Origin of the sequence: Sphingomonas sp. Sphisp66 (assembly GCF_047324325.1) — a bacterium.
GTDB lineage: Bacteria > Pseudomonadota > Alphaproteobacteria > Sphingomonadales > Sphingomonadaceae > Sphingomonas.
Genome location: NZ_CP168508.1, coordinates 4,913,633 through 4,928,302 on the forward strand (window position 1 = coordinate 4,913,633; position 14,670 = coordinate 4,928,302).

The 14,670-nt window shown below is 68.4% G+C and carries 12 protein-coding genes; 5 read left to right on the plus strand and 7 right to left on the minus strand.

The window, feature by feature from the left end; translation table 11 throughout:
- Nucleotides 1-64 precede the first annotated feature (64 nt).
- A complete protein-coding gene (locus tag ACEN8G_RS22730; RefSeq protein ID WP_413740700.1) occupies nucleotides 65-979 on the plus strand; it encodes a tetratricopeptide repeat protein in 915 nt (304 codons plus the stop codon).
- Between the two features lie 164 nt (nucleotides 980-1,143).
- On the opposite strand, the gene ACEN8G_RS22735 is transcribed toward ACEN8G_RS22730, so the two are convergent.
- Nucleotides 1,144-2,637, minus strand: a complete 1,494-nt coding sequence (locus ACEN8G_RS22735; RefSeq protein ID WP_413740701.1) for a DEAD/DEAH box helicase — start codon at nucleotides 2,635-2,637, stop codon at nucleotides 1,144-1,146.
- A gap of 206 nt (nucleotides 2,638-2,843) precedes the next feature.
- Nucleotides 2,844-3,365, minus strand: coding sequence for a hypothetical protein (locus ACEN8G_RS22740; protein WP_413417701.1), 522 nt, complete (start codon nucleotides 3,363-3,365; stop codon nucleotides 2,844-2,846).
- A 123-nt stretch (nucleotides 3,366-3,488) separates the two neighbouring features.
- On the opposite strand from ACEN8G_RS22740, the gene ACEN8G_RS22745 reads away from it, so the two are divergent.
- Nucleotides 3,489-3,923, plus strand: coding sequence for a PilZ domain-containing protein (locus ACEN8G_RS22745; protein WP_413417703.1), 435 nt, complete (start codon nucleotides 3,489-3,491; stop codon nucleotides 3,921-3,923).
- Here the strand turns inward: ACEN8G_RS22745 and ACEN8G_RS22750 are convergent.
- Nucleotides 3,895-5,517, minus strand: coding sequence for a glycoside hydrolase family 43 protein (locus ACEN8G_RS22750; protein ID WP_413417705.1), 1,623 nt, complete (start codon nucleotides 5,515-5,517; stop codon nucleotides 3,895-3,897). The genes ACEN8G_RS22745 and ACEN8G_RS22750 overlap by 29 nt on opposite strands.
- The gene (locus tag ACEN8G_RS22755) at nucleotides 5,514-6,764 is read right to left on the minus strand and encodes an MFS transporter (protein ID WP_413417707.1); all 1,251 of its coding nucleotides are present in this window, start codon (nucleotides 6,762-6,764) and stop codon (nucleotides 5,514-5,516) included. Before ACEN8G_RS22755 ends, ACEN8G_RS22750 begins: the two co-directional genes overlap by 4 nt.
- 230 nt (nucleotides 6,765-6,994) lie before the next feature.
- Here ACEN8G_RS22755 and ada point away from each other — a divergent pair, with 230 nt between their 5' ends.
- Together ada and ACEN8G_RS22765 are read left to right on the plus strand one after the other, a co-directional pair.
- A complete protein-coding gene (ada, locus tag ACEN8G_RS22760) occupies nucleotides 6,995-8,032 on the plus strand; it encodes a bifunctional DNA-binding transcriptional regulator/O6-methylguanine-DNA methyltransferase Ada (RefSeq protein ID WP_413417709.1) in 1,038 nt (345 codons plus the stop codon).
- Nucleotides 8,029-8,496 (plus strand): DUF1203 domain-containing protein, encoded by a 468-nt coding sequence (locus tag ACEN8G_RS22765; protein WP_413417711.1) that lies wholly within the window; start codon nucleotides 8,029-8,031, stop codon nucleotides 8,494-8,496. The genes ada and ACEN8G_RS22765 overlap by 4 nt, the downstream gene beginning before the upstream one ends.
- Before the next feature lie 131 nt (nucleotides 8,497-8,627).
- On the opposite strand, the gene ACEN8G_RS22770 is transcribed toward ACEN8G_RS22765, so the two are convergent.
- The 3 genes from ACEN8G_RS22770 to ACEN8G_RS22780 form a co-directional block, all read right to left on the minus strand.
- Complete coding sequence (locus ACEN8G_RS22770) at nucleotides 8,628-10,154, minus strand: S1C family serine protease (protein WP_413417713.1); 1,527 nt, start codon at nucleotides 10,152-10,154, stop codon at nucleotides 8,628-8,630.
- Between the two features lie 67 nt (nucleotides 10,155-10,221).
- Nucleotides 10,222-11,751 (minus strand): hypothetical protein, encoded by a 1,530-nt coding sequence (locus ACEN8G_RS22775; protein ID WP_413417715.1) that lies wholly within the window; start codon nucleotides 11,749-11,751, stop codon nucleotides 10,222-10,224.
- A gap of 72 nt (nucleotides 11,752-11,823) precedes the next feature.
- Complete coding sequence (locus ACEN8G_RS22780; RefSeq protein WP_413740702.1) at nucleotides 11,824-13,992, minus strand: primosomal protein N'; 2,169 nt, start codon at nucleotides 13,990-13,992, stop codon at nucleotides 11,824-11,826.
- A 179-nt stretch (nucleotides 13,993-14,171) separates the two neighbouring features.
- On the opposite strand from ACEN8G_RS22780, the gene ACEN8G_RS22785 reads away from it, so the two are divergent.
- Entirely contained in the window at nucleotides 14,172-14,630 is a 459-nt protein-coding gene (locus ACEN8G_RS22785) for a hypothetical protein (protein WP_413418108.1), read from the plus strand.
- Nucleotides 14,631-14,670 lie beyond the last annotated feature (40 nt).

The following is a 14,670-nucleotide window of genomic DNA, read 5'->3' on the forward strand; positions in this document are numbered from 1 at the left end:
GTACCGAATCGTTTCGTATGGTAAACGGCACCCGCAACATCCTTTTGGGGGAAGGGTTGGGGGAATGAACAAGCGGATTCTTGGCGGCGTCGTGCTTGCCGCTCTCGTCGCGGGCATCGCGCATGCCGAAGTGCTGAAGATCACCGGCGAGTTCGCCGCGCCGAACCGCGAGGCGAGCCTGCTGCGTTCGCTTTCGGTCGATCGCATCGCCGGCCAGGACGGTCCGGCGCTCGCGCGGGCGATCGAGCAGGGCCTGTCGGGCACGCATTTCGACCTGATGGGCGGCTATACCGGCCAGGGCAATGCCGAGGGCTCGCTTACCGGCGGCGTCACCACCGGCGTCGACGAGCAGCCCTTCAAGCGCAAGGAAAGGCGCTGCGTCGAGAAGGACAGCGCCGACCAGAAGAAGTGCGTGCGCGAGGAAGAGGTCGAGCTGCGCTGCCGCCGCCGGACCGTCAGCGTGAAGGCCGATCTGCGCATCGTGCGTAACCGCGACGGCCGCATCGTCTATTCGGCGACCAAGCCGTTCAGCCAGGAAAGCAGCTGGTGCGAGGGCAAGAATGACCGCCCGGGGCCGGTGGAGGACGTGATCGCCGATGCGGTGCGCAGCCTCGGCCAGGCGGTGCGCGAGGACATCGCGCCGACCATCTCGACCTATGACATCCGGGTGCGCGAAAGCGACAAGGGGTTGAGCAAGGAGCAGGCGAAGCGCTTCAAGGACCTGGTCAAGCTCACCAAGCGCGACGTGCGCGGGGCATGCGCGGGCTGGGAGGCGATGGCGGCGGAAGTGCCGAATCACCCGTCGATCACCTTCGACCTGGGCCTCTGCGCCGAGCAGGCCGGCGATTATCCGCGGGCGCTGCAGCTCTATCACGCCGCCCAGCGCGCCGGTGCGTCCGAGGGCGGCGTCGGCGCCGACCGGGCGATGCGGCTGATCGCCGGCAAGGAGGATGCGGCGATCCGCGCGCGGCGGCGGTGAGGTTAACTCTCTCCCCTCCCTGCAAGGGAGGAGTTGGGGGTGGGTTGCGAGCGCAGCGAGCCCTGCCCGTCGGCTGGTGGTAAAAGAAAAGGCCGGGCATCGAGCCCGGCCTTTCCTAACCCACCCCTGGCCCCTCCCTTGCCGGGAGGGGAATTCGAGGATGCCTAGCGCCCGCGGCCGCCGCCCTGGCCACCCTGGCGCTGGCCGCCATTGGTCGGGCGGGGCTGCCACTTGCGCTTGGGGCGGGCATAGTTGCGGGGCTGTTCGCCCTGCGGCTGCGCATCGAAGCGGCGCGGACGCGGCTCGCCGGCAGCGGCACCGGCGGCTTCCGGACGCGGCGCATGGCCGTCGCGGCGCGGCTGGTCGCCACGCGGACGATCCTCGCGCTGGCCACCGGGGCGACCGCGCTGCGGCTGGCCGCCCGGACGGCGGCCGTCCCGCTGCATCGCGCGGCCATTGCGGCCGTTCTGCTCGTCGCGGCTCGGCGCCACGTTGACGCGGCTCGACTTGATCTTCTCCGCAGCCGCCACGAAGCCCTCGGGCAGCGGCACCACGGTGAGCTTCTGGCGGATCAGCCGCTCGATGTCGCGCAGGTACGGACGCTCGTCATCGGCGCACAGGCTGATCGCCTCGCCATCCTTGCCGGCGCGTGCGGTGCGGCCGATGCGGTGGACATACTGGTCCGCCACGTTCGGCAGCTCGAAGTTGAAGACATGGCTGACGCCCGACACGTCGATGCCGCGCGCGGCGATGTCGGTCGCGACCAGGATCTTGACCTTGCCGGCGCGGAACTCGCCGAGCGCACGCTCGCGCTGCGGCTGGCTCTTGTTGCCGTGGATCGCGTTGGCGGCGATGCCGTTGCCCGCCAGCAGGCGGACGACGCGGTCGGCGCCGTGCTTGGTACGGGTGAACACCAGTGCGCGATCGATCTCGGTCTCGCGCAGCAGCATCGTCAGCAGCGCCTGCTTCTCGTCCTGGCGGACGAAGGTGACGCTCTGGTCGACACGCTCTGCAGTCGTCGCCTCGGGGGTGACCTTCACTTCGACCGGGTCCTTGATGAACTGGCCGGCCAGCTCGCGGATCGTCTTCGGCATGGTCGCCGAGAAGAACAGGGTCTGGCGCTTCGACGGCAGCTCGCGGACGATGCGCTTCAGGGCATGGATGAAGCCCAGGTCCATCATCTGGTCGGCCTCGTCGAGGACGAGGATCTCGATCCCGAGCAGGATCGCATAGCACTGGTCGATCAGGTCGACGAGGCGGCCCGGCGTGGCGACGACGATGTCGACGCCCTTGGCGAGGTCGGTCTTGTTCTTGTGGATCGAGGTGCCGCCGAACACGGTGGCGACCGAAAGGCGCGTGCCCTTCGAATAGTGGCGGGCCTGGTCGGCGATCTGGCTGGCGAGCTCGCGGGTCGGGGCGAGGATCAGCATGCGGCAGCCGCGCGGCTGGGCGCGCTTGCCCGATGCGACCAGCCGGTCAATCGAGGGAAGCATGAAAGCAGCGGTCTTGCCGGTACCGGTCTGGGCGATGCCGAGCAGGTCGCGCCCTTCGAGCAGCGACGGGATCGACTTGGCCTGGATCGGCGTCGCCTCGCTATAGCCCTTGGCGGCAAGCGCGGCGAGAACGGTCTCCGAAAGACCGAGTTCATTGAATTGCATTATGTGTCCTGTACATACGGCCGGGCGCACCGGACGGAATCCAGGCGCAAGGCGGGGTCAAAAATGACGACCCGCGTGACTAGGGAAGCCGGGAAAACAAAGAGGCGGAGCCTGGGCCCTTGGGGATGAACCCGCATGCCCGATCACGCTGCATTACGCCTCGATGGCGGCGCATATGGCGATGAAATCGGTTTCCGTCAAGGAAGCTACCGGGGATAGCCGGTCACGCACCCGTAAAGCGGCTTGAGCTTCTCGAGCCGTTCGCCGCGTTGCAAGGCCGTAGCGAAATGGATGAGTGCGGCATTGGCGCGTACAAAACTGCGCTGCTGAGCCGCCTCGGCTTGATCGGGCTGGCCCATTTCGCGCGCCCAGATCGCCTCGCCGACAACGGCCTCCTGTTTCGAGCAGAGATAGAGGCCGTGACCGCCAACGACACGATAGCGCAGCGCCACATTGTCCTCGTAGTGGCCTGTGCCGGCGTCGATCATCTCGGTCGAAAGCGGAAAGCATGTCGTGGCGCCGGGATTGTCCAGGTCTTGCCGGGTGAGGCGGGCGAGCGGTTGCCAACAGGCCTTGCTTCCCGACCGCCGCTCGCATTTGCACGCGCGATCCGCGACCGCCTGCAGCTGTTCAACATCTGGCTTGACTGCCAGTACCGCCCAGCCCGGCAGCGCGATCGCAGCGAGCGCGAGTGCTGACGATATCGCGAGCAGCGCGGATTTCCCCATGGCGTCAGGCTAGCGCAGATCTCGCCCGTTGCGCAGATGAAATTATTGCCGGCAGACCCATTCGCAAAGCTCTCGTTAACGCCTCTCCGGCTACGCTCGGGGTGCCAACCATGGAGCCCCAAATTGCTCGTCGCCAAGCTTGAGATCCTCGGAGATATCGACCGCCGCGGCGCGATCCGTTTCGATGCGGATTCGCCCTCGACCCTGCGCACCCCCGATGGCGCGCCGATCGACGTGCAGGTCGAGGATTTCTCGCGCACCGGCTTCCGCTTCGGCTCGGAGATCGACCTGCCGGTCGGCACGCTGGTCTCGCTCGGCCTGTCGGGTGCGGGCTCCCGCGCCGCCAAGGTCGTGCGCCGCTCGGGTAACTCCTATGGCTGCGCCTTCATGAAGGCGCTGACCGAGGAAGAGATCGCGCATGCCTTTCGTGGGCAGGAGCAGATCCTCGCCGATCTCTCGGCCGCGCTTGCCGCGCGCTTCGGCACCGGCAAGTCGGGCGCGAAGCCGACGATCCCGCCGCTTCGCCGGCTTATGCGCCGTCCGGTCCGCGAGGACTGAAGTCCCGTTCCCGATAGGCGAACCAGTCGAAGTCCGCGTGGAGCCCCGCGCCGGACATGTCCTGGCACGCCATGCCGATGAACGCGCCGGTGAAGTTGGGCAGGCCGGGGGCGCTCGCTTCGTCGGAGAGGATCGAGGCGTCGAACTGCTCCGGCAGCCAGTTCCACGCGCCGCCCGCCAACCGCCAGGCGAAGCGCAGCCGCTCGTAATCGACTTCGATCCGCAGCTCGACCGGCCCTTCGGGAATCGCGATCGGCGCGGTGAAGCTGTCGGCCTGGGGCGAATCGGGCAGCGCCGACATCACCCGCAGATGGCGGCCCGATTCCTCGTCATGTGAGACGTGGAGGTAATGGAATTTGGAGGCGTTATAGTACGCGACCAGCCCCGCGGCCTGCTGGAAGTTGCGCGGCGCAGTGTCGAGCGCGCAGCTCGCTGAATAGCAGAATGCCTGTTGCCGCCGCGCGACCAGCGCCTGGGTGAACAGGCTGCCGATCGTCTCGCGGCCATATAGCCGAAGATGGCCTGGCCGGGCGGTCAGGCTGAAGATTGCCTCCTGCTCGGGCGTGCGCAGCCATTGGAAGTCGATCGGCAACATGGGGTCATCGAAATCGTCTCGCGCATCGGCCGGCGCCCGACCCTCCGGTCCCGGCACCTCGAGCATCGGCATGCCGGGCTCGCCCGTCGTGTAGAGCCAGCCATCCGCGCCCCAGCGCATCGGCTGGATCGCCGTCTCGCGGCCCAGCACGCAGCGCCCGCGATTGGGGAGCGGCCGGCCGCACAGATAGACCAGCCAGGGCTCGCCCGTGGGCGTCTCGACCAGGTCAGCATGGCCGGCGCGCGCAAGCGCTGCGTCGGGGCGGGTGCGGCTGCTCAGGATGTAGATGTCGGGATGCAGCTCGTAAGGGCCGGTGAGGCTGCGGGAGCGCGCCATCGTCACGGCATGGTTCCAGCCGGTGCCGCCTTCTGCCGTCAGCAGGTAATACCAGCCATCGCGCTTGTAGAGGTGCGGCGCCTCGGTCAGCCCCAGCGGCGTCCCGGGGAAGATGTTGACCCGCTCGCCGACCAGCCGCTGCTCCGCCGGCGAATATTCCTGCGCCACGATCCCGGCGAAGCGATTGCGGCCTGGGCGATGGTCCCACAGCATGTTGAGCAGCCACTTCCGGCCATCCTCGTCGTGGAAGAGCGAGGGATCGAAGCCGCTGCTGTTCAGGTGGATCGGATCGGACCAGTCGCCGTCGATCGTCTCGCAAGTGACCAGATAGTTGTGGAAGTCGCGCAGGCTCGCCCCCGATGCGCCGCCGACCGTGGTGCGGCCATAGCGCTTCACATCGGTGTAGATCAGGTGGAAGCGCTCGCCGTCATGGCTCAGGCACGGCGCCCACACGCCGCAGCTGTCCGGATCGCCGCGCATGTCGAGTTGGGCAGCGCGGTTGAGCGGCCGGGCGACCAGCTCCCAGTTCGCCAGGTCGCGGCTGTGATGGATCTGTACCCCGGGGAACCATTCGAAGGTCGAGGTGGCGATGTAATAGTCCTCGCCGACGCGGACGATCGAGGGATCGGGGTTGAAGCCGGGCAGGATGGGATTGCGGGTCATGCGGGTTTGCGCACCAGGGTCCAGAGCACGGCCGCCGCGATCAGGTCGAGCAGGCCAAGGGCGATGAAGAAGGGGTTGTAGCCGATCGAGGCGACCAGGCTCCCCATCAGCAGCGAGAAGATCAGGATCGAGGCATTGGCGAGCGTGCCGGCCATGCCGGCAACAGTGCCGAGCTCGTCGCGGCGGAACAGGTCGCTCGCCATGGTGATGCAGGTGACCGACAGCGTCTGGTGCGCGAAGCCGCCCAGGCAGAGCAATCCGACCGCCGCCCAGGCGCTCTCGACGCTGCCGACGAACAGCATTCCGGTCATCAGCACCGCGCCAAAGGTGAAGGTCCAGCGCCGCGCGTCGATCAGGTCGATGCCGCGGCGCTGGAGCCACAGCACCAATGTAGGCCCGAACAGGCAGCCCAGGTCGGCGGCGACGAAGGGCAGGAAGGCCGAGATGGCGATTTCGCCCAGGTCGAAATGGCGGACCTTCACCAGATAGAGCGGCAGCCAGAAGGTGAGCGTGCCCCAGGTCGGATCGGCCAGGAAGCGCGGGATGGCGATGCCCCAGAAGTTGCGTTGGCGGAGGATCGACAGGACCGATGGGCGGGTGCCGGCAGCCTGGGTATGCGCTTCCTGCCCGGCAAGGATATAGGCGCGCTCCTCCTCGCCGATGTCGGGATGCTCGGCGGGGCTGCGGTAGAAGCGCAGCCAGAGCAGCACCCAGAACAGCGCCAGCGCGCCGGCGATGACAAAGGCCGCACGCCAGTTCCACATCCAGATCGACCAGGCGACCAAAGGCGCCGCCAGCGCCGATCCGGCCGAGGCGCCGAGATTGTAGATGCCGCCGGCGAGCCCGCGCTCCTTCGCCGGGAACCATTCCGAGACGACCTTCAATCCGCCGGTGTGCGAGGTCCCCTCGGCAAAGCCCAGCGCACCGCGCAGCCCGAACAGCATCTGCCAGTTGAAGGCGAGGCCGTGCGCCATGGTCAGCAGCCCCCAGCAGCTCGCGAACACGGCGAGCCCGGTGCGCAGCCCTATGGTATCGAGGATATAGCCGACCACCGGCTGGAGCATCACCCCGGCCTGGAAGGCGGCGGTGATCCAGCCATATTGGCGCTCGTCGATGCCCAGGTCGGGCATGAACACCGGCGCGGCGACGGCCAGGGTCGAGCGGGTGAGATAGTTCACGATCGTGCCCAGCATCACGATCCCGATGATCCACCAGCGCAGGGCGCGCGTGCGTCGCCAGAAGGACATTGCTCTCTCCCGCCGGACGTCGGCGCGCCCGTTAGCGCTAACAGTGGCGGGTTTCGAGGCAGGGGGCAAGGGGGCTATTGTATGAGTTATTGTTCGGGGCGTCATCCCGCGCCCCCTTCCGCCATCCCGACCCATATTCGTCATCCCGCCTTTCGCCGGGATGACGCTCATGTTCGTTTGGCCGCAATCCCCGGGATGTGGGGCTGGGAGGAGAGGCCTATATCCCTCCCATGACCCACGAACTCCTCCTCTCCGAAGACGCTGCCTGGGCCGCCTTCGAAGCGCGTGACCGCGCATTCGACGGGCGGCTGATCGTCGCGGTGACCACCACGCGCATCTATTGCAAGCCGACCTGCCCGGCGCGGCGGCCCAAGCGCGAGCATGTCGAATTCTACAATGACGCCGAAGCCGCCCGCCAAGCCGGCTATCGCGCCTGCCTGCGCTGCAAGCCCGACGAGGTCGGCCGCGACCGGATCGCGGTGGCCCGGGCGGTGGCGCTGATCGAGGCGGCGGAGGAGAGCGTCTCGCTCGACGAAATCGCGTCGGCGGTCGGCTATGCCCCGCATCACTTCCACCGGCTGTTCAAGCGCGCCACCGGCGTGACGCCCGCCGCCTATGCCCGCAGCCTCAAGGCGAAGCGCGCAGCGGCGGCGCTGGACGAAGGCAGCGTCACCGAAGCGATATACGAGGCCGGCTATTCGGCGCCGAGCCGCTTCTACGAGACTGCCAATGCCCGGCTCGGCATGTCGCCCAGCGTGTGGAAGCGCGGCGGCGCGGGGGTGACGATCCGCTGGACCATCGCCGAGACCAGCCTCGGCCCGTTGCTGATCGCGGCGACCGACAAGGGGCTGTGCCGCGTCGCGTTCGACGAGAATGCGCTCGGCCTCGCCACGCGCTTCCCCGCGGCGGAGATCGTCCAGGGCGGCACGGCGCTGTCGGCGCTGGCGGCGCGCGTCGTCGCCGAGGTCGAGAGCCCAGGGCGCGACACCGACCTGCCGCTCGACGTGCAGGGCACTGCCTTCCAGGAAGCGGTGTGGCAGGCGCTGCGCGCGATCCCGCCGGGCGAGACGCGCAGCTATGCGCAACTTGCCGCCGCTGTGGGCAGCCCCGGCGCGGTCCGTGCGGCGGGCACGGCCTGCGGCGCCAACCATGTGCCGGTGATCATCCCCTGCCACCGCGCGCTCCGCTCGGACGGCAGCATGGGCGGCTATGCGTACGGCGTCGATCGCAAGCAGGCGCTGCTCAGGCGCGAGGGCGGTGACGCATGAGCTATGTCATCCAGGGCATCGACCCCGCGCCGTTCCGCCGCCTCTATGGTCTGTCGGACGCGACGCTCGCCGCCGAGCAGGTGGTGCGCTTCACTGTCGAAAAGAAGCCCGATGCGCCGTGCCGGGTCGAGCTGGTCGATGTCGAGTCGGGCGAGACCGTGCTGCTGGTCAATTACACGCATCTGCCCGTCGCCTCGCCCTATCGGAGCAGCCATGCGATCTTCGTGCGCGAAGGCGCCGAGGTGGCGGCGCGCTTCGAGAACGAAGTGCCCGAGCCGCTGGCGATCCGCCTGCTCTCGGTCCGCGCGTTCGACGACGCGGGGATGATGACCGATGCCGAGGTGATCGAGGGCCGCGACCTCGAACCGCTGATCGCGCGGATGCTCGCCGATCCGGCGGTGGCGTATCTCCACGCCCACAATGCCAGGCGCGGCTGCTTCGCCGCGCGGGTGGATCGCCTCTAACTCCCTCTCCCATCCGGGGAGAGGGCTGGGGAGAGGGGCAGTGCGGCAGGCGATGTGCTCGCCGCCCCCTTCGGCCCCTCCCCCGGCCTTCGCCGGGGTCGGCGTCCCTCTCCCGCAAATCGGTAGAGGGATTACTCCGCCGCCTCGCCCCCAGCCGCGGCGCACCGATACACCAGCTTCTCGTTGTACACCGCCGGCAGCGCCGTGCGGATGTTCTGCTGCTGGGTTGCCAATTCGGCGCGCTTGGCCTGGTCGGTCGAGCATTCCTTCAGCGGCACGCCCTTCCGCAGCGCCCGCGCCTGCTTCATCTGCTCGGACGAGAGCAGATAGCGCGTGTTGGTATAGGTGCCGGTTGCCGGGTCGAAGTCGAGCACCGAGACATTGGCTTCCTGGTCGGGGACCAGGATGCGCTGCCAGTGTGTGCCCGATTCGGCATATTGGGTGCGGCCGTTGATGCAGCCGTCATTGCCGATGTCGAGATCGACCTTGTCGGTGGCCGAGACGATCACCCGGCTGCGTTCGGGCACCAGTGTGCAGACCAGCTTGCCCTGCGCCAGCATCGCCGCAGCGCCGCTCGCCGCCGCCTTGGGCACCGGCAGCACTGAATTCTCGTTGAAGCCCGGCCGGCTGAGGAACAGCGCCACCGCGCCGAGCATCAGCACGCCGCCGCCCGCCGCGACCCAGATCGCCTCGCGCTTGCGCTCGCGGGAGAGCAGCAGCCCGCCGCCTCCTACCGCCAGCGCGCCGAGCACCAGCAGCACCGCGGCGCCGGCCATGTAGTTCTCGCGCGTCGTCTCGGCGCGGTTGCGGGCCTGGGCGATCGCGTCGTCGCGCTCGGCCGCGGCCTTGGCGGCATCGGCGCGCGAGACTTCGTCGGCCGCCAGCCGCGCCTTCTCGTCGGCGCTCCGCTCCTGCGCCATCTGCTCCTCGACCGAGGTGCAGGGCACGTCGATGGTCGAGACCGGCTGCTTCGCCTCGGCGAGGAACGCCGCCAGCTCGCTGCCGGCAATGGCGAAGGCGAAGGTCGAATCGCCCTCGTCATTATGGGTGATCGCCGAGTTCACCCCCAGCACCCGGCCGCAGCGATCGAGCAGCGGGCCGCCCGAATTGCCGCGCGCGATGCTGGCGGTGTGGAGCAGCACGCTCACCCCGCTCAGCTGGCGCAGGCCGGCGAACCCTCCCTGCGAGCGCACCGGCGATTGCGGCTTGATGAAGTCGGCTGCCGAGCGCGCGGTGGCGATGTCGACATTGCCGGGATAGCCGAGCGCGATCAGCGAATCCCCGTCAGAGATCTTGCCGCCGAACAGGGTGAGCGGCGGCAGGCGCACCCCGGTGAACTCGATCAGCGCCAGGTCGCGTGCCTGGTCGATCTTGATCACCTTGCCCTGGTACGACTTGTCGCCCTCGGACGGGACGACGCCGATCACGACATTGTCGGGATAGCGCGAGGCGAGCTCGACGACATGCGCGTTGGTGACGATCCGGTTGGGCGTCACCGCGAAGCCGCTGCCATGGCCGAAGCCGACCACCTCGTCATCGACCACCGCGATGGTGACGATGCGCACCACGCCGCGCGCGGAGGCGGAGATGTCGTCGGCATGCGCGGGAGCCGTCCAGGCAAGGAGCAGCGCCACCACCATCAGCAACCGACGCATCATCGAACCCCGACCTCCATTTGTGCCGGCAGCTTTCGTGCAAAAGCAGCGGCGGTTCAAGCCGGGTGCGTCACTCCTCTTCGGCCTCCGCGCGTTTCGCCGCGTCACCGTCCAGCGCCGCCTTCGCCCCGGCCGTATCGCCCGCGTCGATCTTGGCGACCAGCAGGGCGGCGAACTGGGCCAGGCCCTTGCCATGCGGCTGATAGGCGAGTGGCGCGAGCAGGCTGCGCGCACGTGCCGTGTCGTCGTCCTTCAGCAGCATCGCGGCGGTGGTCAGGCGCAGTCCGCTGTCCTGCGGCGCATAGCTGAAGGCGTCGTACAGTGCGTCCTTGGCGATCGCGGGCGGCGGAAGGCCCTGCTCCACATAGCTGCTGTAATAGAGGATCAGCGGTTCGGGGTCCTTGGAATCGATCCGGTTGCCGCTGGCGATGATCTTGCGGATGGCGGACCAGCTTTCCTTGCTGAAGTCCTTGGCCTTGCTCGCCAGCGCCATCCGGCACATCGCCTTGTAGACATAGCCGTCCACGGCCTTGGGATCGGCGGCGATGGCGCGGTCCGCGGCGGCTTCGGACACGGCATAATCGCCCGCGTCATAGGCCGCCTCGGCGAGCACCAGCTGCGCGCCGCGGTCATTGGGATAGGGCGCGGCGGCCTTCTTCGCGGCGGCATAGACGCCGGGGGCCGTCTTCTCGCTGACGCCGTTCTTGGAGCGGATGCGCACGTCCATCGTCGCTGCCTCGCCCGGGGTGAGCGGGCGGATTTCGACGCTGCCCACCTGGGTCTGCTCCGCCTCCACGCGCCGGGCCTGGAGCTTGCTGTGCTTGTAGCTCTCCAGCTCGCGATCGAGCTGCTTCAGGTCGCCGAACGCCGCGGCGGCATCCCTGGCCGATTTGCCGGCGTTGAGCGCATTCAGATAGGTGAGGAGCTGGCCCTGTCGCTTGTCGTTGAACAGCAGATAGTGGTTCAGCAGCCAGCCGCGCCCGTAGAGCCCTTCGCGCTGGGTGTCGTTGAGCTTCAGCGTATCGGCCATCAGCAGCTTGTCGGCGGGCAGCCAGTTGCCCTCCAGGATGCCATAGCCGCGATATTGCGGCGGCAGGCCGATCACCATGCTGCCGTCCTTGTCGTAGCGGGTGGTGGCGAAGAACTCCGCCGATCCCTCGATGTACCAGGACGGAAAGACGATGTTCGGGGTGAGGCTCCACATCAGGTGGTGGGCATATTCGTGGAGCAGGATCTGCAGCGGGCCGAGGTCGTTGGCGTCGCCGTCCCCGGCGCTGCGCGGGACGATGGCGAGCGATCCGCCGGCGCGCGGGCGATAGAAGCCGGCGACGAAACTCTCCCCCGCCAGCTTGGCGACATCGCTGGTATCGTCGACGACATAGACGGTCAGCCGGTTGGCCGGGCCGATCGGTTCGTCCTTCACCTTGCGGATATAGCGGATCAGCTTGTCGAACCGCTCGAGCTTGGTGGCGAAGTCCCTGAGCTTTTCGGGCTTCTGCTCGGAATAGACGATGAAATGCCCGGTGCTGGCTTCATACCAGTCGGCGTGCGCCGCCACGGGCAAGGCGAGGAGAGCGGCCGCGAGCAGCTTGCGTAACATCTGGAAATCCCCCGTTTTCACCCAGATGCTTATCGCGGCGCGATCCGCGCACAAGCCGCAATTTGGACCGGATCAGACGAAGCTGTACGGGTCCACGTCAACCGCCACGCGCACCTTCTGGCTCCAGGCCAGCCCGCCCAGCCAGTCGCGCAGCACCTGCTGCACGTCGAAGCTGCGCCGCGCGTGCACCAGCAGCCGGTAGCGGTGCCGCCCGCGCAGCATCGCCAGCGGGGCGGGAGCCGGGCCATAGACGTGCATGTCCTCGCCGATCTCGGGCGCGGTGCGGCCGATCATCCGCGCGGTCTCCTCCGCCGCGGCTCGGTCCTCGGAGCTGACGATGATCGCGGCATAGCGGCCGAACGGTGGGGCATCGGCATCGCGCCGCGCGTCGGTCTCGGCGGCGTAGAAGCTTTCGGCATCGCCCGATACCAGCGCCTGCATCACCGGCGCATCGGGCGCGTGGGTCTGGATATAGACCGTCCCCGGCTTCTCGCCGCGCCCGGCGCGCCCCGCCACCTGCATGATCTGCTGGAAGGTCCGCTCGCTGGCGCGCAGGTCGCCGCCGTCCAGCCCCAGATCGGCATCGACCACGCCGACCAGGGTGAGGTTGGGGAAGTGATAGCCCTTGGTCACCAGCTGGGTGCCAACGACGATGTCGATCGCGCCATGCTCCATCCGCGAGACGAACTCGGCGGCCTTGGCCGGCGACCAGAGCGTGTCCGACGTGACAATTGCTGTTCTGGCTTCGGGCCACAGCGCCGCGACCTCGTCGGCGATCCGCTCCACGCCGGGGCCGCAGGCGACGAGCGTGTCCTCGCTCTTGCACTCGGGGCAGATCTCGGGTGCCGGAATCGTGTGCCCGCAATGATGGCAGGACAGGCGCTTGAGCAGCCGGTGCTCGACCATCCAGGCGGTGCAGTTCGGGCATTGGAAACGGTGGCCGCAGTGCCGGCACAGGGTCAGCGGGGCATAGCCGCGCCGGTTGAGGAACAGCAGCGATTGCTCGCCCCGCGCCAGCGTCTCGTCGATCGCCTTGACCAGCGGCGGCGCCAGCCAGCGGCCGCGCTCGGGCGGAGCCTGGAGCATGTCGATCGGAACGATCTCCGGCATCTCCGCCGCGCCGTAGCGCCCGGGCAGCTTGAGTTCCTCGTACCGGCCGAGCTCGACCTGGTGGCGCGTCTCGATCGCCGGCGTGGCGGAGGCGAGCAGCACCGGGCATTCCTCGAACCGCCCGCGCATCACCGCCACGTCGCGCGCGTGGTAATGGACGCCGTCCTCCTGCTTGAAGCTGGTCTCGTGCGCCTCGTCGACCACGATCAGGCCCAGGTTCGGATAGGGCAGGAACAAAGCCGATCGCGCGCCGACCGTGACCAGCGCCTCGCCGCGGGCGATCGCCCGCCAGGCACGGCGGCGCTGCGAGGTGCGCAGGCCCGAATGCCAGGCGACCGGATCGCAGCCGAAGCGCTTCTCGAAGCGGGTGAGGAAGGGCTCGGTCAGCGCGATCTCGGGGAGCAGCACCAGCGTCTGCTTGCCCGCGGCAATCGCGGCGGCGACCGCTTCGAAATAGACTTCGGTCTTGCCCGATCCGGTCACGCCGTCGAGCAGGAAGGGCTGGAACGCCTCCGCCCCCACCGCCTGGCGCAGGATCGATGCGGCATCGGCCTGTTCGGGATTGAGCTGGGGTGGGGCGAAATTGGGGTCGGGCAGGGGGTAGGGCGTGTCGGTATCGACCACCACCGCCTCGATCGCACCGACCTTGACCAGCCCGCGGATCACTGCGTCCGAGACATCGGCGACCAGCGCCAGTTCCTTCACCAGCCCCTGGCGCTCGCCGATCCGCTCCAGCGCCTGGGCGCGCTGCGGAGTCAGCCGCTCGGGCACCTGGCCGGTTGCGCGATATTCGGTGATCGTCGGCGCGCTCTCGAACGCGGCGGAGGTACGTAGCGCCATCGCCAGCACCGCCGAGGGCGGGCTCAGATAATAGTCCGCGGTCCATTCGACGAGCCGGCGCACCGATGCCGGGATCGGCGGGGCGTCTGCAACAGCGAGGATGTTGCGCAGGCGGTTGTCGCCGATCTCTTCGGTCGGCAGCCGCTCGGGCTCCCAGACCACCCCGGCATATTGGCGCGGCCCGATCGGCACGACGACGATCGACCCCGGCGCGACCTGCATGCCGGCGGGCACGCGATAGTCGAGGGGGCCGAGCGCGGGATGCAGGACGAGGACGCGGGCGCGGGACATGAGACGCCCTCATATGGGCTTTTGCGCCGGAAACGGAATCCCCGTATCGTCTCGCTATCCATTCTGTTTTTCGTCATCCCCGCGAAGGCGGGGATCCAGAGTCACGAGGGACTGCGCTCTGCCACCCTGGATCCCCGCCTTCGCGGGGATGGCGATTATAAGATGATCGGGAGAATTTGATGCTGTTCGCCGCCGCCCTGCTGCTCGCCCAGACTGCGCCCGCCACCCAGACCACGGCCTGCAAGGCGACCGATGCCAGCCTGCCGACCGGCCTGCTCGGCTGGGTGAAGCCCGGCGACGAGTTCACCCCCGGCAAGGCAGTCGAGCTCGACACGATCGACGCGGCGGCGCTCAAGGGACTGCCGGCCGGCAGCAAGCCGGGCAAGGCGGCGACGATCGGCTTCAAGGTCGAGACTGCCGGCATCTACGGCATCGCGCTCGACCAGGGCGGCTGGATCGACGTGCTGCCGGGCACCGAGGGCGGCGCGGCGCTCACTTCGGTGAAGCACGGCCATGGCCCCGAATGCTCGAGCATCCGCAAGATCGTCCGCTTCGATCTCAAGCCTGGGCTCTACCGGCTCTACGTCTCGGGCCTGCCGGGCGCCAAGGTGAAGGCGATGCTGGTCGCGGGGGAGTAACCAAGAGGCTTCTGGCAATGCAGTTCCCCGGCGAAGGCCG